Source organism: Mycobacterium sp. UM_WGJ (genome assembly GCF_000455125.1).
Classification (GTDB): Bacteria; Actinomycetota; Actinomycetes; order Mycobacteriales; family Mycobacteriaceae; genus Mycobacterium.
Genome location: NZ_AUWR01000008.1, coordinates 214,285 through 235,487 on the forward strand (window position 1 = coordinate 214,285; position 21,203 = coordinate 235,487).

Annotated in this window: 12 protein-coding genes; 6 read left to right on the forward strand and 6 right to left on the reverse strand. The window is 67.9% G+C overall.

Annotated elements, in window-relative coordinates:
- The first annotated feature begins 125 nt into the window (after positions 1–125).
- Complete coding sequence (locus N416_RS21245; protein WP_081654434.1) at positions 126–6,392, forward strand: BTAD domain-containing putative transcriptional regulator; 6,267 nt, start codon at positions 126–128, stop codon at positions 6,390–6,392.
- Positions 6,393–6,404: 12 nt separating this feature from the next.
- Here the strand turns inward: N416_RS21245 and N416_RS0102950 are convergent, their stop codons facing one another.
- Together N416_RS0102950 and N416_RS0102955 are read right to left on the reverse strand one after the other, a co-directional pair.
- Positions 6,405–7,772, reverse strand: coding sequence for a metallopeptidase TldD-related protein (locus N416_RS0102950; protein WP_024440641.1), 1,368 nt, complete (start codon positions 7,770–7,772; stop codon positions 6,405–6,407).
- Positions 7,769–9,283 (reverse strand): TldD/PmbA family protein, encoded by a 1,515-nt coding sequence (locus tag N416_RS0102955; RefSeq protein ID WP_024440642.1) that lies wholly within the window; start codon positions 9,281–9,283, stop codon positions 7,769–7,771. The genes N416_RS0102950 and N416_RS0102955 overlap by 4 nt, the downstream gene beginning before the upstream one ends.
- Before the next feature lie 62 nt (positions 9,284–9,345).
- Between N416_RS0102955 and N416_RS0102960 the strand changes: the two genes are divergently transcribed.
- Positions 9,346–10,362: a DUF2804 family protein gene (locus N416_RS0102960; RefSeq protein WP_024440643.1), complete on the forward strand. Its 1,017-nt coding sequence runs from the start codon at positions 9,346–9,348 to the stop codon at positions 10,360–10,362.
- A 35-nt stretch (positions 10,363–10,397) separates the two neighbouring features.
- On the forward strand, positions 10,398–11,243 hold the full coding sequence (locus N416_RS0102965; protein WP_024440644.1) for a carbohydrate ABC transporter permease: 846 nt from the start codon (positions 10,398–10,400) through the stop codon (positions 11,241–11,243).
- A gap of 26 nt (positions 11,244–11,269) precedes the next feature.
- On the opposite strand, the gene N416_RS0102970 is transcribed toward N416_RS0102965, so the two are convergent.
- Together N416_RS0102970 and N416_RS0102975 are read right to left on the reverse strand one after the other, a co-directional pair.
- Complete coding sequence (locus N416_RS0102970; protein ID WP_024440645.1) at positions 11,270–12,691, reverse strand: APC family permease; 1,422 nt, start codon at positions 12,689–12,691, stop codon at positions 11,270–11,272.
- Positions 12,692–12,772: 81 nt separating this feature from the next.
- Entirely contained in the window at positions 12,773–13,267 is a 495-nt protein-coding gene (locus N416_RS0102975; RefSeq protein WP_024440646.1) for a lipoprotein LpqH, read from the reverse strand.
- Between the two features lie 250 nt (positions 13,268–13,517).
- Here N416_RS0102975 and N416_RS0102980 point away from each other — a divergent pair, with 250 nt between their 5' ends.
- The 3 genes from N416_RS0102980 to N416_RS0102990 are packed head-to-tail and all read left to right on the forward strand — an operon-like array spanning position 13,518 to position 18,296.
- The gene (locus N416_RS0102980; RefSeq protein WP_036457141.1) at positions 13,518–16,112 is read left to right on the forward strand and encodes a LuxR family transcriptional regulator; all 2,595 of its coding nucleotides are present in this window, start codon (positions 13,518–13,520) and stop codon (positions 16,110–16,112) included.
- Between the two features lie 16 nt (positions 16,113–16,128).
- The gene (locus tag N416_RS0102985) at positions 16,129–16,968 is read left to right on the forward strand and encodes a carbohydrate ABC transporter permease (protein WP_024440648.1); all 840 of its coding nucleotides are present in this window, start codon (positions 16,129–16,131) and stop codon (positions 16,966–16,968) included.
- Positions 16,965–18,296, forward strand: coding sequence for a sugar ABC transporter substrate-binding protein (locus N416_RS0102990; protein ID WP_024440649.1), 1,332 nt, complete (start codon positions 16,965–16,967; stop codon positions 18,294–18,296). Before N416_RS0102985 ends, N416_RS0102990 begins: the two co-directional genes overlap by 4 nt.
- Positions 18,297–18,361: 65 nt before the next feature.
- On the opposite strand, the gene N416_RS0102995 is transcribed toward N416_RS0102990, so the two are convergent.
- Entirely contained in the window at positions 18,362–19,168 is an 807-nt protein-coding gene (locus N416_RS0102995) for an energy-coupling factor transporter transmembrane protein EcfT (RefSeq protein WP_024440650.1), read from the reverse strand.
- Positions 19,165–21,168, reverse strand: coding sequence for an ATP-binding cassette domain-containing protein (locus tag N416_RS0103000; protein ID WP_051190173.1), 2,004 nt, complete (start codon positions 21,166–21,168; stop codon positions 19,165–19,167). The genes N416_RS0102995 and N416_RS0103000 overlap by 4 nt, the downstream gene beginning before the upstream one ends.
- Positions 21,169–21,203 lie beyond the last annotated feature (35 nt).

Here is a 21,203-nt window from a genome sequence, read left to right on the forward strand (position 1 = left end):
GCGTTCTTCGGGGGGCCACGGCACGCCCGACGGCGCCACGACGGCCGCGGACCGCGTCTTTACCCAACCTTGACCAGCTGTTGAATCAACCCCCCGACGATTGCCACGTGACTACCATTCAAGCCGTGGAGCTGGGGGTTTTGGGACCTCTTCAAGCCCGGCGGGACGGCGCCCCGGTCGCAATCCCGGGCGCCAAACCGCGTGCGATCCTCACGCTGCTCGGTCTGCACGGTGGTGCGGTCGTGTCAGCCGAAACGCTGATCGATCTGCTCTGGGGTGATGCGCCGCCGCGTACCGCGGCCAAGGCGCTGCAGACGCACATCTCCTCGTTGCGCCGGGCGTTGGGCGATGGCTTCGTCCTCACCGAGGGCACGGGCTGGATCCTCAACACCACCGAGGTGGATGCCCCGCGCTACAAGCGGGCCATCAAGGCCGGACGAGACGCCGCGGTAGCCGGCGATACCGGTCAAGCGGTGGTCCGCTTCGAAGAGGCGCTGGGCCTGTGGCGCGGAACTCCGGAACTGCCCGATTCCCGCCGAGGCATCTCGGAAAGGACGCGCTGGCTCGAGGGCCACGCTGCCCTGGTCGAGGACCGTGCCGACGCGTTGCTGGCGACGGGCCGGGCCGCCGAGATCGTCGGCGAGCTGGAAGCCGCGGTGGCAGACGCACCGTTGCGCGAGCGGCGATGGGCCCAGCTGATGCTGGCGCTCTACCGCGCCGGCCGGCAGGGTGACGCGCTGGGCGCGTATCAGCGAGCCCGGTCGCTGCTCGCCGACGATTTGGGGGTCGATCCCGGGCCGGAGCTTCGACGGCTGGCCGCCGCGATCGTTGCCCAAGACGCCGCACTCGACCACCCCGCAGCCCAGCAGCTTCGGTCGGTGACCCGCGCGGTGACATTTCTGCTCACCGATATCGAGGGCTCGACCGCCGCGTGGGAAGCCGATGCCGACGCCATGGCGACAGCGCTCGCGCGCCACGACGAACTCGTCGAGCAGGTGGTCACCTCCCGCGGCGGCCGGCTCATCAAAACCCGTGGCGAAGGCGATGCCACCTTCTCGGTCTTCGACCGGCCCTCAGCGGCGGCCGCCGCGGCTATCGAACTCCAAGACGCAATCCTGCACGAGCCGTGGGCTTTGCGTGAACCCATGCGGATCAGGATCGCCCTGCACACCGGCGAGGTAGAGCTGCGCGACGGTGACTATTTCGGTCGCGCGGTCAACCGTGCCGCCCGTCTGCGGTCGCTGGCCGCCGGGGGCCAGATTCTGTGCTCCGGCGCGACGGCCGAGCTCGTCATCGACACCCTGCCCGACGACGTCGGCCTCGCCGACCTCGGGATGCGTGCGCTGCGTAACCTGCCGCGCCCGGAGCACGTATTCGAGCTTCGCCTCCAGACCGCCGAGCGAGTCGAGGAGACCGTCGACGCGCCTCTGGAGCGTCCCGAGCTTCCCGCGGTACTGACCGGTCCCGGTCGGTTCGTGGGGCGCGGCCTGGAACTGGAGCGACTCGCCTCCGCATGGCAGGCCGCGCTCGCGGGTGGCATTCACGCCATGCTGATTGCCGGTGAACCCGGCGTGGGCAAGACACGCCTGTCCGGCGAGTGGGCGCAACAGGCCTTCAAGCAAGGCGCCGTCGTGCTGTACGGCCGATCCGACGAGGACCTCGGTGCGCCCTATCAGCCGTTCGCCGAAGCACTGCGTTCGCTCGTCCCCTGCATCGGCGGACACAGACTGCGGGGATTGCGGGGCGTTGAAGCACTACTTCCGTTGATTCCTGGTCTGACCGAGGTACTCCCCGATCTGTCCGCGCCGCCCCGCGCCGACCCCGACACCGAGCGTTATGCGCTTTTCGACTCCGTGGTCGCGCTTTTGGAACTCGCCTCTGCCAGTGCGTCCATCGTGCTGATACTCGACGATCTGCACTGGGCGGCCAAGCCGACGCTGTTGCTGTTGCGCCATCTGCTGCGCTTCGGTGATCACACCCGAGTGCAGATCGTCGCGACCTACCGCAACACCGACCTCGATCGATCCCATCCTCTGGCGGCGATGCTCGCCGATCTTCACCGGGACGGCACCGCAGACCGCCTTGCGCTGAGCGGCCTTGGTGCCGACGATGTGAGCGCCTATGTCGTCGATGCCGGGTACGACGATGAACAGCTGGCCCGGGCGCTGGCCTCGGTCACCGGCGGGAACCCGTTCTTTTTGATCCAGGCACTGCGGCATGTGGACGAAAGTGGCGGGGTCTGGGATCCCAACACCTTGCCGCAGGGGGTTCGTGAAGCCGTGAGCCGCAGGCTTTCGCGGCTTCCGGCGGAGACCAACAAGGCCCTTGCCGCCGCCGCCGTGGTGGGCAGCCGCTTCGCGGTGGACCTCGTGGAGCGGGTGGTCGAAGAAGACCTCGTCGACGCTTTCGACGAGGCCTGCAAGGCCGGCATCGTCATCGAAGAGTCCGGCGGGCGGTACCGGTTCAACCACGCCCTCGTCCGGCAGGCGCTGATCGCCGAGCTGGCCTCGGTGCGGCGCATGCGACTGCACCAACGTATCGCCATCACACTGGAGTCCATGCCCGGCGCAGACGAGGAGCTGCTGGCGGAACTGGCGTATCACTACTTCGAATGTGCGTGGGCGGGAAACGCGGCCAAGGCCGTCGAGTATTGCCGACGAGCCGCGGATCAGGCGATGTCTCGCCTGGCCTACGAAGGCGCCGCCGATCTGTACGACCAGGCGCTGCACGCACTGGAGGAGATCGACGACGAGTTGCCCGATCGCGCCGATCAGACCGCCGATCTGCTGATCGCGCGCTGCGAGGCGCTGCTCGCCGCGGGAGAGGTGGCATCGGCCACCCATGCGTTCTCGCAATTGCAGGCAGCGACAGTCGATTCGGCTCGCCTGGCGGCGTGGGCGACATGTTTTGACGGCCAGCTGTCGATGCTGGTGCATCCGGAACGATTGGACGAGATCGAGGCTGCGCTGAGCGTGGCCGCCGACGCGCTGGCCAGGTTGGGCGATGCCGAAGGCCAAGCAAAGGCCCACACTGTACGGGCCGGATGCCTTGCGCGCCTTGGACGAATCGGCGACTGCGAGATCGCCCTCGACAGCGCGCTGACCGCAGCTCGGCACGCCCGTGAACACCGTCGCGTGAACGCGGTGCTGGCGGGAGCGCCCCTGGCGGCCCTGTGGGGCCCGAACCCGGTTCCGCGCGCCGGCGGGCGTTGTCTTGACGTGGTGCGACTGTTGCGCATCACGACGGACTCCCCTGCGGTCGAGGTGACGTCGACGCGATGCCAAGCCGTGTTGGAGGCCTTCCGCGGCCGGGCCGCCACCGCCCGACGAATGATCGACTCGGCGCGGCGCACGGTGACCGAAATCGGCCTGCGCCATGCCCTGCTCGAGGTTGAGCAGTTCGCCGGAATCATTGAGCTGGTCGTCGACGAGCCCGGTGACGCCGAGCCACATCTTCGTCAGGCCTATCAGGGCTTTCGCCGCATGGGACTGGACGCCGACACCGCCGAGACCGCTGCCCTGTTGGGCCGTACCTGCCTGGCTCTCGGCCGAGACGTCGAGGCCGAGGAGTTGTGCACCGAGAGTGAGCGTCTCGCCGGCCACGCGCTGAAGGCGTCGATCGCCTGGCGCACGCTTCGGGCGCTGCTGTTGACGCGACGCGGGGATCATGCCGCCGCCCGGCGGACGGCCGAGTCCGCGGTCGCCCTGGCTGAACGCACCGACGCCTTGGTCGACCACGGCGATGCCTGTCTGGCCCTGGCGACGGTGTTGAATGCCGCCGGCGACGGTGCGGGAGCGCGGGCCGCCGCGGAGCGAGCGACGGGACTCTACGAGCGGAAAGGCGCCGAGGCGCTTGCCGCCAAGGCGCGCGAGATGTTGGACGAACGGGGGTGCGACCGCGACGACAGCCACGTGGCGATCGCCGAACTCGAGGCGCGGCAGGCGGAGCCCGAGAAGGCACGTCCTCGACTGCCGCTGGGAAACTTGGCAGGCGCGGTGGCCAAACACTGGCGGGAAAGGTTCGCGGCGCGTGATTGGGCCGCCATGACAGCTATCGCGGCCGACGATATCTGCACCGATGACCGGCGGGGCGTGGTGGGCGCCGGGGTCCGACGCGGGCGAGATGTCGCAATCGCCGACATGCGGGTGCTCGCCGAGCTTGATACGAACATGATGTCCACAGTCGTGGCCACCCGCGGCGAGCGTCTCGCCCTCTGCCTTGACCGACTGTCGGAGCACGATCCCCGGCCCGACGCGTTTCACGGCGAGATACTCAGCCTCGTCGAGATCGACACCGACGGACGGCTCGCGGCCGGTGTCATCTTCGAGGTTGACGACTTCGCTGACGCCCTGGCCGAACTCGACGCGCGCTATCTCGCCGGCGAAGCCGCCGCCTGCGCACACGCGTGGTCGGTGATAACGGCGGCTTTCGGTGCGATGAGTAGACGCGAAATGCCTCCGACCGCGCCCGGCTTCACCGACGTAGACCGCCGTACGCTGGCGGCGGTCGGGTCCGCAGACCTGATGGCATACCTCAGCGTCGCGCTGAAAGACACGGCACACAACACCATTTACGTCGAAGCCGTGCATCGGCTGACCGACCGCGGCGCGGTGATCACCCACGTAGCCAAAGGGAGTTCGCAGGACGGGCTGGACGCCGAGTGGCGCGTTGTCGATACCCTCACGATCGACGGCGATCTCATCAGCCACTGCGAGATGTTCGACGAGGCAGATCTCGACGCGGCTCTTGCGCGCTTGGACGAACTGCACCCGCAGCCGCAGCGGCTGCAGAACGCGGCAAGCCAGGTGTCGGAACGCGTCCTGACGCACTTCGCGGCCCACCAATGGGACGCCCTGGCGACCGTATTGGCCGAGGATTACCACTACGTCGATCACCGAAGCGTGGTGAATGCAGGGATTCGACACGGTCGAGATGCAGCAGTCGAGAATCTGCGCGTTGTCGCGAATCTCGGCATCTCAGACCTCAACACCACCGTCATCGCGACCCGGGGCGAGCGACTCGTGCTGACCCGCAGCGGCTATTCGTTCCGAGATCAAGGACCCGGGGCTTTCGGCGGTGAACAACTCGATGTCGGTGAGATCGATGAGGAGGGGCGGCTGGTGGCGAGCGTTACGTTCGACTGCGATGACTTCGACGCCGCCATCGCCGAACTGGACGCCCGTTACCTGGCCGGCGAGGCGAGCGCCTGCGCACGCGCGTGGTCGGTCATAGCGGCCGGCTATGCAGCATTCAACCGACACGACTTTCCCGATCTCGACTGGGTGAACATCGATCACCGTCGCGCGCGGGCGTTCGCACCCGGTGAATTGACGGCGTATATGCGCGCGACATGGGATCTAGCGCCTGACGTCGGGGGGTACAGCCAGGCCGTGCATCGGCTGAGCCCCCTGGGCGCGGTCGTCACCCACGTGGTGCGCGGTACCTCACACGAGGGGTTCGAGGCCGAATGGCGCGAAGTCGTTCTGCTCACGGTTGAGGGCGAAATGATCAGCCGCTGCGAAGTATTCGACGAGGCCGACCTGGACGCCGCGCTCGCCAAATTCGACGAGCTGAGCCGGTCGAGTCCGACGCTGGAGAACGCAGCGACCCGAACCTGCGTACGCATTGCCGAGGCATTCGACCGCCGTGACGCGGAAGCGATCTTCGCGCTTGCCGACGACGACGGCCGCTACGAGGATCGGCGGAAAGGCCTGCGCTCGGTCCTCGACGGCCCCGAGCGGCGGAAAGTCATCGACGCCACGCTGCAGACGGTCCCGAGCACCTGGCGGTTGGAGGTCGAACCGATCGCAGTCCGGGGATCTCGGCTCTCGCTGACCCGCGACTGTTATCGCGACGCCGGTGATCCCGATCGAACCGTCCTCGTCGAGATATTGCATCTCGTGGAAGTCGACACCACCGGTCTTATGCAGCACACGGTCACATTCGATCTCGACGACATCGACGCTGCCCTCGCCGAGCTCGACGCCCGTTACCTCGCCGGCGAAGCGGCCGGTTACGCGCAGACGTGGTCGCTCGTCACCGACGCGTATGCCGGTTTCAACCGGCGCGAGGTCTTTCCAACCACGCCGGACTGGATCAGCATCGACCACCGACGGGGAGCGGGCTTCGAGTCCGGCGACATGATCGCCTACCTGGAGGCCGCCTGGGCCGATTCGCCGGACACCACCATCCACATCGCGGCTGTGCATCGACTCAGCCAGATCGGCGCCGTCGTCACCCATGTGGCGCAAGGGATCTCACAAGACGGTTTCGCCGCCGAGTGGCGCGATATCGTCGTCATGACTGTCGACGGCCGCCGGGTCAACCGTTCTGAACTGTTCGACGGGGACGATCTCGACGCCGCGCTGAGCCGGTTCGACGAACTCAGTTGATCGCGGCCGCCGTCACTGCGCCTGACTCACCGACGACATGTGGAAGTCGGGGATCCGCAATGACGGCATCGACGCCCGGGTCGCCCAGTCGCCCCATTCCCGGGGCAGCGTCGGCTCGGCGATGCCGGCCTGGGTGGCGCGGCGCAGCAGGTCCAATGGGCTCTCGTTGAACCGAAAGTTGTTCACCGCCGCGGTCACCGCGCCGTCCTCGACCAGATAGACGCCGTCGCGGGTCAGTCCGGTCAGCAGCAGCGTGGTCGGATCCACCTCGCGGATGTACCATAGCGTGGTCAGCAGCAGCCCGCGCTCGGTCGAGGCGATCATCTCGTCCATGCTGGCCGAACCGCCCGTCATCAACAGGTTGTCGGCGGCCAGGGCGACCGGGACGCCGAACTCGGCGGCCGCGGCGCGCGGGTAGGCCAGCGCGTTGATCACCCCACCGCGGATCCAGTCCACGCAGCCGATGTCCAAACCGTTGTCGAACACCGACACGGTCTCCGATGAAGTGCCGGTCGCCACGAACGGCGCGCACTCGAGCCCGAAGGCGTGTGGATCGGAATACAAGGTCAGGGGTAGTTCGGACAGCCGCTCCCCCACCCGGGTGCCACCGCCGGGTGCCGACAGCGCGGTTCGGCCTTCCTGGGCGCCGCGGCCACCCATCGTCCAACCGAGGTAGATCATCATGTCGGCGACAGTGGAAGGCGGCATCAGTGTCTCGTAGCGTCCGGCCGGCAATTCGACGCTGCGCGCAGCCCAGCCCAATCGCGTCGAGAGCTGTTCCAGCAGGGAATCCGTTGGCACGTCGACGAAATCCGGGGTGCTGACGCCAGCCCAGGCGCTGGCGCCGGCGCGTTTGGCGTTGATCTCCACCGTTCCGGTGGGTTGGGTGAAACGTCGCCGCAACCCGGTCGAGGACGCCAGAAACGTTGTCGCCACCTCGTGGCGGGCGAAACCATAAAGCTGGTCGGCGCCCCGAAAACCTCGACTCAGCGAGCCGGCCAGCTCGGCGAAGGCCTCCGCGCCGGTCTGCGGGACCGCGGCGTCCCAGTCGTCCGGCGCGGCCGTGCCGCCCAGCAGGTCCGCGGCGTCGCGAGCCTCCGGTGCGCCCGCAGCGGCCTCCGCCGAGGCCGTCACCAGCTCGGGAATCAGCGCCGGATCCACCTCCGCCGAGCTCAGCGAGCCGACCCGCGCTCCCTCGTCGTCGGAAACGATCGAGATGACCGTGGTGGTCCGGCTGCTCGACACCCCATTGGTGGTCATCGAGTTACCGGCCCAGCGCAGCGACGCCTCAGTCCGGTCGGTGACCAGCACGATGGTCTCGGTGTTACCACTCTTGGCCGCCGCCAGCGCGGTGTCGATGACGTCTTGCGGCCCGATCATTCCCGGCCCCCCTCGCTGCGTGTGTTGAGCACGTTGATCCCCCGGAACAGTGCTGACGGGCAGCCGTGGCTGACCGCGGCGACCTGACCGGGCTGCGCCTTGCCGCAGTTGAACGCCCCGCCCAGCCGCCACGTCGAGGCGCCGCCGACAGCTTCCATCGCATTCCAGAAATCGGTGGTGGTCGCCTGATAGGCCACGTCGCGCAGTTGCCCGTCGAGGCGGCCGTCGCGAATACGGAAGAACCGTTGCCCGGTGAACTGGAAGTTGTAGCGCTGCATGTCAATCGACCATGAGCGGTCCCCGACGATGTAGATGCCGTTAGCCACCCGACCGATCAGATCTGCGGTAGACAGGTCCTCGGTACCGGGCTGCAGGGACACGTTGGCCATCCGCTGGATCGGGACATGGTGCGGCGAGTCGGCGTACGAGCACCCGTTGGAACGTGACTGCCCCAACCTGGGCGCGAACACCCGGTCCAGCTGATACCCCACGAAACGCCCGTCGCGCACCAGATCCCAGCTCTGGGCCGCCACGCCTTCGTCGTCATAACCGATGCTGGCCAACCCATAAGGCACCGTGCGGTCAGCGGTCACGTTCATCACCGGTGAGCCGTATTGCAACGTGCCGAGCTTGTCCGGGGTGGCGAACGACGTCCCGGCGTACGCCGCCTCATAACCGATGGCCCGGTCGTATTCGGTCGCGTGCCCGATAGATTCGTGGATGGTCAGCCACAGGTTGGTCGGGTCGATCACCAAGTCGGTTGGTCCGGCGGCAACGCTGGGCGACTTGACCTTCTCCGCGAGCAGCACCGGAAGCTCGCTCAGCTCGCTCGACCAGTCCCAGATCTGGTCGCCGGCGACCGCTTCCCAACCGCGCGCGGTCGGCGGCGCCAGCGTTCGCATCGAGTCAAAGCCGTGCGGGCCGACGGTGACCGCCTCGCAGACCGGCATGAGCCGCACCCGCTGCTGGGTGATCGCCGAGCCGGACGTGTCGGCGTAGAAGGTCTGCTCCTTGACCGCGGTGAGCGAGGCCGACACATGGTGTACCCCGTGGGACGATAGGAGGCGGCCCGAGTAGTCCTCCAGCACGTCGATCTTGTCCGCGGCAGGCACGTCGAACGGATCGATCAGATAGTCCGACACCCATGTCGCGTCGCGGTACACCGGCTCAGCCGCCAGCTCGACACGTTCGGTGTTGAGCACCGCCAGCGTCTTGGCGACCTGCACCGCTCGCCGGGCGGTGTCCGCCGCGACGCCCGGCGCCAGCTCGGCATGTGAGGCGAAACCCCAGGTGCCGTCGACCACCACCCGCACCGCGAAGCCGAGCTCACGGTTGAGCACGGCGGTCTCCAACTCACCGTCGCGTAGCCGGATGACCTCGGTGGCGATCCGGTGGATACGCAGGTCAGCATGCTCGGCACCGGCCGTTCTGGCCGCCGACAACGCGGCGTCGGCCAGCTCGTGGCGGGGCAGGGCCAGAAACTCGGCGTCGATCCCCCGGTTCGCTGTCACCCATCCACCGTAACGACGTGCCGGAGGTTGACCTCGGAATAGGTGTCCATAATGATCACGGCGTGACTGCGCCGCAGCGACTGGTTCAGGACGGTGTCCGCCACTACGGCAGGTTCGACGGGCGAGTCCGCAACGTCAATCCCGTCGACGGGCACCGGGGTGTCGCGCGACTGTGGCGTGAGTTTCGGCTCAAGGAATGGATCGGTGTCGGCTTGATTCATCCCGAGATGTCGGGCGCGATGATCATGCAGGACGTCAAATACCTGGCCTCGTCGGAGCTGTTCGTCCACGATCAGGCCAGCGGTGTCCTGGTGGAGAAGAGCGCTCGGTTCCGGGGTGCCACCCTGGACCTGCCAGACGACCTGCTGCACGGCGGCCGCTGCCGAGTCAAGACGCGCCGCTACCTGCTCGCCTACGACTTCGACGCCGACACCGGCACCATCGCGGTGCGGTTCGACTGTGCCGCAGACCGGCACGGGCCGGCGATCACCGGTGCGCTGACGCTTTACACCGATGGGGCCGCACCGCCGCTCAGCCTCAGCGCCAGGCTCACCCCGACGATGGACTACTACACGTTCAAACAGCCCTTCCCGGCTGACGGGGCGCTGACGGTCGGCGACCGCACCTACGTCTTCGATCCGGCACGCGACTTCGCCATCCTCGACGAACATCGTTCGCAGTTCCCGTATTCGACGACGTGGACGTGGGGCACGTTTGCCGTCCGCATGGCCGGTGGTGTGGTCGGGTCCAATTTCGTCGAGCGGCAGGAGTTCAGCGACGACGATGACGAGTCCTGCAACTGGGTTCCCGGTGGGGTCGAGCCGCTCGCGGGCGTCGAGTTCGCGGTCGAATCCGAGCACCCGCTGTCGAGCGCACAGGTCCGCGACCGTGACCGTCGCCTCGATGTGACGTTCACTCCGACCGGCCGCAAAGCGGTCAAGGCCAATCTGGTTGCCACCGGAATCGACTATTGGCAACTCGCCGGAACCTACCGGGGAACCGTGCGATCCTTGGCAGGAGAATGTTTCACCTTCGATCACGTGCCGGGGGTGCTTGAGCGGATGAAGGCCCGCTTTTGAGTCCACGCGATCGCCGGGGCGTCCCGACGAGCCCAATGCTGGGTTACGCGCTGCTCGCTCCCAGCCTGTTCGGCGTGGTGGCATTCCTGCTGCTGCCGATGCTGGTTGTGGTGTGGCTGAGTCTGCACCGCTGGGACCTGCTGGGGCCGATCAGTTATGTCGGCGCGGAGAACTGGCGATCGGTGCTCACCGATCCGGTGTTCGGCAATTCCCTTGTGGTGACCGTGCTTTTCGTCGCCCTCGTCGTCCCGCTGCAAACCGCACTCGGGCTGGGCGTGGCGGTCCTGCTGGCCCGCGGGTTGCCCGGCAGCGCCGTGTTTCGCACCGTGTATGTGCTGCCGTGGATCTGCGCACCCCTGGCCATCGCGGTGCTGTGGCGCTGGATTCTGAGCCCCACCGACGGCGCGGTGAGCACGGTGCTGGGGCATCGCATCGAATGGCTGACCGACCCTGGGCTGGCACTGCCGGTGACCTCGGCGGTGGTGGTGTGGACCAACGTCGGCTACGTGGCGCTGTTCTTCCTGGCCGGGATCCTGGCCATCCCCACCCAGGTGCTGTCGGCGGCGCGCATCGACGGGGCGAACGGGTGGCAGCGGTTCTGGCGGGTAACGCTGCCGATGCTGCGGCCCACCATGTTCTTCGTACTGGTCACCGGCGTGGTCAGCGCGGCCCAGGTGTTCGACACCGTGTACGCGCTGACCGGCGGCGGGCCCGGTGGCCGCACCGACCTGATCGCCCACCGCATCTATGACGAGGCGTTCGGGGCGGCTGCGATCGGCCGGGCCGCGGTGATGGCACTGGTGCTGTTCGCCGTACTGGTTTCAGTGACGGTCGTCCAGCAGCTTTCGTTGGGCCGGCGGGTCAGCTATGACCTCACGTAAGCCCACGGCGTCGGGGTGCGTGCGTTCTAACCACCGTTGAGTGCGCTGTGACGCCGACCCCACACCAGGTAGAAGACCAACGCGATTGCCAGCCAGCCGGTGAACACGATCCAGGTGTACCGGTGCAGGCTGCACATGATCCATCCGCAAACCACCACCGACAAGACCGGCGTGATCGGATAGCCGGGCACCTTGAATCCGCGGGGCAGATCCGGTTCCCGGACCCGGAGCACAACCACCGCCACGGACACGACGACGAACGCGCTCAAGGCGCCGATGGAGACCGTTTCGGCCAGACGCTGAAGCGGTACCAGACCGGCGAGGGCGGCCGCCACGACCGCGACGATCATGGTGTTGGTTGCCGGTGTCCGGGTGCGCGGGTTGACCTTGGCGAACGTCGCCGGCAGCAGGCCATCGCGACCCATCGCGAGAAGGATGCGGGTCTGGCAGTACATCGTGACCAACGTGACAGAGAAGATCGAGATCACCGCGCCCGCGGCCAAGACGGTGCTGCCGAAGCGGTTTCCGGTGATGTGGTCCACGATCACGGCCAGGCCCGCGCTTTGCCCCTCGAAGTCCTGCCAAGGCTGGCTGCCCATCGCGGCCACCGCGACAATCACGTAGACACCGGTCACGATCAGCAGTGCCGCGATGATCGCCCGCGGGATCGTGTGCTGCGGGTCTTTGGCCTCCTCCCCGGCGGTCGATACCGCGTCAAGGCCGACGTAGGAGAAGAAGATGGTGCCCGCTGCCCAGCTGATTCCGGAGAATCCGAACGGGGCGAAGTCGGTGAAGTGGTCCGCTCGAAACGCCGTTGACGCGATCACCGCGAACATCAGCAGCACGCCGAGCTTGATCACCACCATCACGGCATTGACCTTGGCCGATTCGCTGGTGCCGCCGATCAGCAGCGCCGCACACATCGTCACCAAGACGATGGCAGGCAGATTGACGAAACCACCGTCGGAATCCCATGGCCCCGATGAAATAGCTTGCGGTACCGAGAATCCGAAGGTATTGAGCGACAGTTTGCTCAGGTACTGACTCCACCCCACTGACACCGCGGCGGTGGACACCCCGTATTCGAGCAGCAGGCATGCCCCGACGACCACGGCCATGAATTCACCGAGGGTGGCATAGGAGTATGAGTATGCCGAACCCGAAATCGGCACCGCTGAAGCCAACTCCGCGTAGCACATCGCGGCCAGACCCGCTGCGGCCCCGGCGATGAGGAACGAAACGACCACTGCCGGGCCGGCTTGGGGTACCGCCACCGGGAAGACAAAGAAGATCCCTGTTCCGACGGTCGAGCCGACGCCGAACATGGTGAGCCGAAAGCCGCCGAGCCTGCGTCGCAGGTGGTTAGTGCCCCCGGCGGGGGTCGGTCCACCGTTCACCGGCCGACGCCGCAGCATCTGCCGTGACAGGCTGAGCGCCGGCGTTGACATGGTGCCCCTAGCTGGACGGTACGTGTCCATCATTGAACACGGCCCGATGGACGCAAGGGGCTTACAACACGACGAACCGGGTTAGGAACAGGTTACGTCGATTTCGAACGGCTTGTTCACCGGCTGCATCGGGTTGGCGGTATCGATCCCCGTCGCGGTGCCGCTGATCTTGTATTCGTTGCCGTCCTTGGTCGCCTTGGCATCGCCCTGACCGGTACCCGCGGTGTAGGCCAGTGTCACCCCGTTGACGTTGCCCAGCCCGACCGACTTCACCTCCGGCGGGTTGGCATCGGTGAGCACCGCGGCGATGCCGGTGGCCGCTCCACCGATCGCGATGTTGACGTCGCCGCCCATCGTGGTGCACACGGTCGTGCCGGTGACGTTCTGGTCTTGACCGTCGATGGTGACTTTCGTGTTTGCCGCGGTACCGCTGACGTTCACCGACGCACTGGTTCCACTTGAGGCGCTCGAGGAGGACGCGGGGGTGGTTTCCGACTTCTTGTCGTTCGAGCACCCAGACAGACCTACGACCGCGATTGCTGCCGCTGCTGCGACAACCGTTATTGAACGCTTCACCGGTACTCCTTTGTTGTGGGTGGTCACGTGCCTGGTTTCGTGCTGTTTGGTGGGCGCGGGCGGGGGCCGGCGGGCTAGGCTTTACCCCGCATCCTGATCAGATGGCGGTGTGCTGACGCCCGTGGCAGACCGCCCGCCACGCTCATTTGGGAGTGTGCTGGGCGGCCCAACCTCGGCGCATCGGGTAATTACCTGATATTTGCTCCGGGATGCGCGGTCTCGGACCCGACGCGGGAGGGGGTTGGCCGTGGTGAGCCGCCTGCTCGAACGCGATACGACGCTGACCGCCCTTCATCGCTGCTATCGGACCGCCACCCGCGGGCAGGGGCAGCTGGTTTTACTGCGTGGCGAAGCCGGGGCGGGCAAGACCACGGTGATCGCCCAGTTTCTCGCCACCCTCGATCCGGGCATCCGGGTGCTGCGCGGCTGGTGCGACGGCCTGGCCACCCCGCGGCCACTGGGTCCCTTCATCGACATGCTTGCCTACCTACCCGCGAGCCGGGCTGCCTCGATACGCGCGGCCATCGATGCGGGAGACACCGAGGCGGTCTATTCCGGGCTGGCCGGCGTCGTCGGTGACGGCACCCCTTCGGTGGGTGTGATCGAGGACCTGCACTGGGCCGACAGCGCCGCCCTGGATCTGCTGCGCTACCTGGCCCGGCGCATCGACACACTGCCGGTGCTGATGCTTGCGTCCTACCGCGACGACCAGGTCGGCCCCAGCCATCCGCTGGCCGTGTTTTTAGGCGATGTGGCTACCTGGGCGACCGTAACGCGCATGGTGTTGGATCCGCTCAGCGCCACCGCGGTGGCTGCGCTGGCCGCCGGTAGCGGCATCAACGCCCAAGCGTTGTACCGGCTTACCGACGGAAACCCGTTCCTCATCACAGAGGTGTTGGCAGCGGGACCCGATGCGCTGGGCGAGGGCGGCCTGCCGTGCAGTGTCTCCGAAGCGGTGCGGGGCCGACTCGCGCGACTGTCGGACGCTGGGCGCGAAACCGCGCACGCGGCAGCGATCTGCGGGCCGCGGGTGCACCCCGCCCTGCTCGATGCGGTATCGCCGGGTGCAACCGGCACCCTGGACGAATGCCTCGCCGCCGGGGTGCTGGTCGCCAGTGCCGACGCGGTGGGATTCCGCCACGAGCTGACCCGTCGTGCCACCGTCGAGCAGATCCCCGACTATCAACGCCGAGTGCTGCACAAGCGAGCGCTGACCGTATTGGCCGAACCCCCGATCGACCCGGACACACTGGCGGCGTTGACTTTTCATGCCGAACAGGCCGGCGACACCGACACCGTCATCAGCCACGGCCCGGCAGCCGCCGAGCGCGCCGCAGGATCTGGCGCCCATCGGCAGGCCGCAGACCTGTATGCATTGGTGCTGCGCCACGCGGGCACCATCCCCGACGAGCAGAAAGTGTTGTGGCTCGAACAGCACGCCTTCAACAGTTATCTGAGCGGGCAGGCCGAATCTGCGGTGCTGTCATGGCAACAGGCGATCGCGCTTCGCCAGCAGTTGGGGGATCCCCGCCAGGAGGCTGAGGACCTGCGCCGGCTGTCACACGTCCTGCAGCTGCGGGGACGCCCTACCGAAGCCTCGGCGGCCGCGCACGCGTCGCTTCGGCTGCTCGAAAACCTGGGGCCGTCCCCACAGTTGGCCTGGTCGCTGATCAATATGGCGCACATCGCCGCTCTTTCCCTCGACCCCGCCTGTGCCCGATATGCGACCCGCGCGAAGGCTCTCGGTGCCCGATTCGGGGACCCTGCCGTGGTGATCCACGCCCGCGGATACGCGGCGCTCACCACGGTCTTCTGCAGCAACACCGGCTGGGACGAGTTCGAGCAGGTGTGGCGAGAGGCGGCGGCGTGTCCTGGGATCGAGGAGCACAGCGGAATTTTAGGCATTCTCCTCGGCACGTTCGCTGTGGTGCGCGGCGATGTCCGTCGCGCAGAGCGCTACCTCGCCGAGGTCGCGGCCTACCTCGACCACCGCGACCTTGGCATGTTCCAGGCTTTGGCGGCGGGACTGCAGGCACTGACCGGCCTGGCCGGCGGCGACTGGACGTCCGCCGCGCTGGCGGCCGAGCACATCCTGACCCAGCCCGAATTGGCCCCCCAACACCGGATCGCGCCGTTGATCACGGTGGCCTTGATCCGGGCACGCCGTGGCGAGGAACCGGTGTGGCCGCTGCTCGACGAGGCCCTTGACGCTGCGACGGGCAGCCTGCTGCGCCTGCCCGTCTGCGCCGCGCGCGCCGAGGCCGCCTGGCTGGCCGACGACGACGAGGCGGCCCGCCGCTGCGCGTCCGAGGTCCTTACGGTGTCCGGCACGGCGTACGCGTGGCTGGGGGGTTCGCTGCGGCGCTGGGCTCATCTGGCCGGCGACCGATCCGCTATTGACGTCATCGCTGCCACGCCCTATGAGCTTGAGATCCATGGGGATTGGAGCGCAGCCACCCGGGAGTGGATCCTTCGCGACTGTCCCTACGATGCCGCCATCGCTCAACTCGGTGGTGACATCGACGCCGTTGAGGCCGCGCTGGGCACCTTCCGCCGGCTGGGCGCCCGGGCCGCTGCCCGGCGCGCCCAGCAGCGTCTCGCCCACCTGCGCGGCCGCGATCCCGACCGCCGCCGCAAAGACACCAGCGCTGACCCACGCGGCCTCACCAAGCGCCAGCGCGACGTCCTCGAACTCCTTGCCGCCGGACGAAGCGACGCCGAAATCGCCACCGCCCTCTACATCAGCGCTAAAACTGCCAACACCCACGTCTGCGCCATCATGGCCAAACTCGGCGTCCACAACCGCACCCAAGCCGCCGCCTACGCCCACCAACAACCCCAGTGAGCCATCCACGTCAATGTTGAGCAGCACTTCACACCTCCCGCACAACTACCTTCGCGCCTCCGCGATCTACGCGTTGCTGACGCTCGGCGCGCTGATCACCCTGGCGCCCTTCGGACTCGGGCTGTTGACGTCGTTCACCCCGGCGCGCCAATTCGCCACCAATACCCCGCTGTCGTGGCCACACCCGCCGACGCTGGACAACTACGGCGATCTCGGCGGCGCCGGGTTCGGCCGGGCGGCGGCGGTCACCGCGCTGATGACGGCGGTGATCATGGTGGGACAGTTGAGTTTCTCGGTGCTGGCCGCCTACGCGTTCGCGCGGCTGGAGTTTCCCGGCCGAGACACGTTGTTCTGGGTCTATGTGGCGACCCTGATGGTGCCGGCCACCGTGACGGTGGTACCGCTGTATCTGATGATGGCGCAGCTGGGGCTGCGGAACACGTTCTGGGCGTTGGTATTGCCGTTCGTATTCGGTTCGCCGTATGCGATCTTCCTACTCCGCCAGCATTTCCGCAGCGTCCCCAGTGATCTGATCAACGCCGCGCGACTCGACGGAGCCAACACCCTGGACGTGATCGTGCACGTGATGCTGCCGGCCAGCAGGCCGATCCTGGTCACGCTCGGGCTGATCACCGTGGTCTCACAGTGGAACAACTTCATGTGGCCGCTGGTGATCACCAGCGGGGACAAGTGGCGGGTACTCACGGTGGCCACCGCCGCCCTGCAGTCGCGCTACAACGCGCAGTGGACGCTGGTGATGGCGGCAACAACGGTGGCGATGATCCCGTTGATCGTGCTGTTCATGGTGTTCCAGCGCCGAATCGTGCAGTCGATCGTGATCACGGGGATCAAGTGAGCCGGCCGCGGTTCTCCACCATGTTCGCCGCGGCGGTGGTGGCCCTGGCCGCCCTGCTCGGCGCCGCGGCGGTGCTGCTCAACGGAGTCTCGAACCGATCGGCGGCCGGCGCGACGCTGGTGACGCTACGACTGTGGGACGAACAGGTCGCCAACGCCTACCGGCAGTCGCTGACCGCGTTCCACCGCACCCACCCCGAGATCGAGGTGCGCGTCAACGTCGTCGCCTACGGAACCTATTTCGACACGCTGCGCACCGATGTGGCAGGTGGCGGCGCCGACGACATCTTCTGGCTCTCCAACGCCTACCTGGCCGGCTACGCCGACAGCGGACGGCTGATGAAGATCGATGCGGCGGACACGGATTGGGAACCATCAGTGGTAACTCAGTTCACCCGTGACGGCACGCTGTGGGGCGTCCCGCAACTGACCGATGCCGGGATCGCGGTGTACTACAACGCCGATCTGCTGGCCGCCGCGGGGATCGCTCCCGCGCAACTGGAGCAACTTCGCTGGGATCCCCGGATCACGCACGACACCCTGCGGTCACTGTTGGCCCGGCTCACCCGCGACAGCGCCGGACGAAGCGCCGACTCCCCCGGTTTCGACCACCGCCGAATCCGGCAGTGGGGCTACAACGCCGCCAACGACCCGCAGGGCATCTACCTGAACTACATCGGCTCCGCCGGCGGGGTGTTCCAGCGCGGCGAGGACTTCGCCTTCGACAACCCGGCGGCGATCGGCGCCTTCGGTTACCTGGTGCAGCTGATCAACGACGACCATGTGGCACCGCCGGCCTCGGAGACCAACACCAACGGCGACTTCTCCCGCAATCAGTTCCTGGCCGGCAAGATGGCGCTGTTTCAGTCCGGCACCTACAACCTGGCGGCCGTCGCCGAGCAGGCGGGGTTCTCCTGGGGGGTAGCGATGTTGCCCGCCGGGCCGGTAGGACGAGTCAGCGTCACCAACGGGATCGCCGCCGTCGGCAACGCCGCATCGCCGCACCCCGCGGCGGTGCGGGAGGTGCTGAGCTGGCTCGGCAGCCGCGACGGCAACGCCTACCTGGGACGCCACGGGGCGGCGATACCGGCGGTGCTCAGCGCACAGCGGGTCTACTTCGACTATTGGGCGCAGCGCGGGGTCGACGTCACACCCTTCTTCGCGGTGCTCAACGGGCCCCGCATGCCCGCCCCGGGCGGCGGCGCGGGCTTCGCCGCCGGAAACCAGGCCATCAAGCCATATTTCGATGAGATGTTCCTCGGCCGCTCCGCTGTCGACACGGCCCTACGCCAAGCCCAGGATGCCGCGAACGCGGCCGCACGCCGGTAGTTGCCCGCGAATCGGGTGGACGCACAAAACTGCGGGTGGCTACCTGCGTGAGCGCGTTCCGGCTCTCAGGGCGTCGTCAACACGGTCAGTTCAACAGCCACTGCCGCACCGCACATCACGACCACCACCGCCAGTGCCACCAGGTCGGTCCACCCGGGCCGCGCCGGCGACGCCGAAATCTGGCCGATGCCACCACGAGCGGTGATCGCGTCGCCCATCTCGTCGGCACGGCGAAGAGTCACGGTGATGGCCGCAGCCATCAGGTCAATGGCCTCACGTGCCCAGTGGCGCAGGCGTTGCCGCCGGGTCCGCGGCCGGTGCCGGGGCCGCAGGCGCCGCGCGGCATAGAGCACCCGGAACTCATCGACGAGCATCGGAAAAGCCCGCAGCGCCAGCGCCAACGCCACCGCCCACTCATCGACGGGAATGCGAAGCAGCCGCAACGGTCGCCCCAGCGTGGCCACCGCGGGAGCGATCTCCGCGACATTGGTGGTCCACGACACCATCGCGCCCAGCCCCAGCAATACGATCGACAGCGCGGTGATCCGCAGGAAGTACAACAGCCCGCCCAGGCCGGCCGGATCACCGCCGGACATCGCCGCGGTCCCACCGCCGACCACCAGCAACACCCACAGCCAGCGCGGCACTGACGGCAGCGCGCCCCGGGGAATGCGAGCGATCCGGGCCGCGCCGAATACCAGCAGCGCCACCGCACCGATCGTCACCCAGCCGGGATAGAAGGTCAGCAGCACCGAGATGCCGAAGACCACGACCAGCTTCGTCCCGGCCCACAGTCGGTGCACGGCCGAGTCGCCGGGCACCGGCCGCAGCAGCACCACCGGCCGAGGGGCGCTGCGCGCCTCCCGCGTCACGCCGCACCTGCCGGCGCCGACACCAAGACACCGTTGTGCAGGTGCAGGGTCCGTGGGCACAGGTCGCCCAGGCCGGCGAAATCGTGCGAGATGACCACCACCGTCAGACCACTTTGCCGCCGCAGATCCTCCAGCAGTCGCAGCAAGCCGTCGCGGCTGGCGGCGTCAAGGCCGGCCAGCGGCTCGTCGAGGATCAGCGCCCGCGGCGACCGGGCCAGTAAGCCGGCCAGGACCAGCCGGCGCATCTGGCCGCCGCTGAGCTGGTCGATGCGCCGTCCAGCCAGCGCCGGGTCCAAGCCGACGGCAGCCAGCGCGGCGCTGACCTTGGCGTGGTCACGCGGCGAAAAGCCCGCGGCAGAAGCCACTTCCCGACCAACGTGGCTGCGCATCAGCTGCAGGCGAGCCGCCTGGAATGACAGCGCGACGGCCCCCACCTGCTGGTCGGCGGGCCGACCCCCGAGCAGGCAGCGGCCGGCGGTCGGGGTGGTCAGGCCGGCCATGATCCAGGCCAGGGTGGACTTGCCCGAACCGTTGCCGCCATGGATCAACAAGCCATCGCCTTCGTCGACGCTGAAGCTGATGTCCCGCAGAGCGGTCTTGGCCCACGGTGTGCCGCTGGCGTATTCATGTCCCACGCCGGACAATTCGAGCACCGGCTCGCCCACGTGCGCCGGGGCGCCGCCACCGGATGCGGCGGGAACCTCGGCGGTCTCCACCATGGCGGTGTTGTCGCGGGATCCGGACAGGTCGATGGTGCGGTCGGCGCTGCCGGCCTCGTCGTTGTAGTGGGTGATGTGCACCAAGGAGGTGCAGCGCCGGCCGGAGCAGCCGGCCAGCTCCGACAACACGCCCAACAGCACCTCGCGTCCTTGCGGGTCGACCATGCTGGTGACCTCGTCGGCGATCAACAGTGCGGGTTCGCGGGCCAGCGCCGCCGCCACGGCCAGCCGCTGCAGCTCGCCGCCGGACAGGCCGCCGGTGTCGCGCTCGGCGAAGCCCGCCAGGCCGACCTCACCGAGCAGCCGCTCGACGTCGGTGCTGGTTCCCGGCGGCAGGCCCCACACCACGTCGTCGGCGACCCGGGTGCCCAACACCTGGCTCTCGGGATGCTGCATGACGACCGCGGTGCCCCCGAGCGCACCAAGCCCCACCGCGCCGGGGCGCTCAACGGTGCCGGCCGTGGGGGGCCGCCCGGCCAGCAACAGCATCAAGGTGGTCTTGCCCGACCCGTTGGCGCCGGTGATCGCGACATGCTCGCCGGCGACGACTTCCAGGCTCACCGGACCGAGGGCGTCATGGTCGGACTGCGGATAGCGGAACCGCACCTGATCCAGCCGGACCGGGACCGGCGCTACTGGACCGCTCTCGGCCAGAAGGTCCAGCTTGTGCACGTCGGGCACCCCACGGAGCCGGTGGAGCACCCGCGACAACGCCCACCACCCGAGCAGCGAGACGGTCATGACGCCGATAGTCATCTGAGCCAGGATGAGCCACTGCCAGTAATGCAGCAGCACCCCGAGAAATCCGTTCAAGTCCTCAGCGGCCCGCTGGAACTCCGGCAGCGGGATCCGCGCCATAGCGGCCGCGACCCCGTGCACATTGGCGGTGATCGCGTCGAAGATCAGGTGGCGCAGCCGGGACAACACGGTCAGCGCCAGCACCATAACGGTGCCGAAGATGCCGCCGGCCACCGCGGAGGCCACGATCACGGTGGGCAGGCCGCGACGATGACGCTTGATGACGCCGGTCAGGCCGCCGATGTAGGCGCTGTTCACCACCGTCATGAAGCCGCCCATCCCTGCGATCAGAAACGCGATGGTCGCGGCGGCGACGGTGGCGGCGATCAACACGCGAATCCGGTAGCGGTAGGCCAGGAGCCCCATCGGCACCGTGCCGAGCATCGCCAGACCGGCGGCGAAGGGGACCACGACCGCGATGATCGCCGTCGCCGCGCACAGCGCCGCCATCACAGCGGCCTGCGCAATCTCGAAGGGCTGCATCGACCGCGCCCGGACTCGGTTCTCGCCCTGGCCGG

Bases quoted from the DNA above. Each gene is read 5' to 3' on its own strand.
- N416_RS0102950 (WP_024440641.1), bottom strand. From the start codon at position 7,772: ATGATCGGGCCGCAAGACGTCATCGACACCGCGCTGGCGGCGGCCAAG.
- N416_RS0102965 (WP_024440644.1), top strand. From the start codon at position 10,398: ATGCTGGGTTACGCGCTGCTCGCTCCCAGCCTGTTCGGCGTGGTGGCA.
- N416_RS0102970 (WP_024440645.1), bottom strand. From the start codon at position 12,691: ATGTCAACGCCGGCGCTCAGCCTGTCACGGCAGATGCTGCGGCGTCGG.
- N416_RS0103000 (WP_051190173.1), bottom strand. From the start codon at position 21,168: ATGCAGCCCTTCGAGATTGCGCAGGCCGCTGTGATGGCGGCGCTGTGC.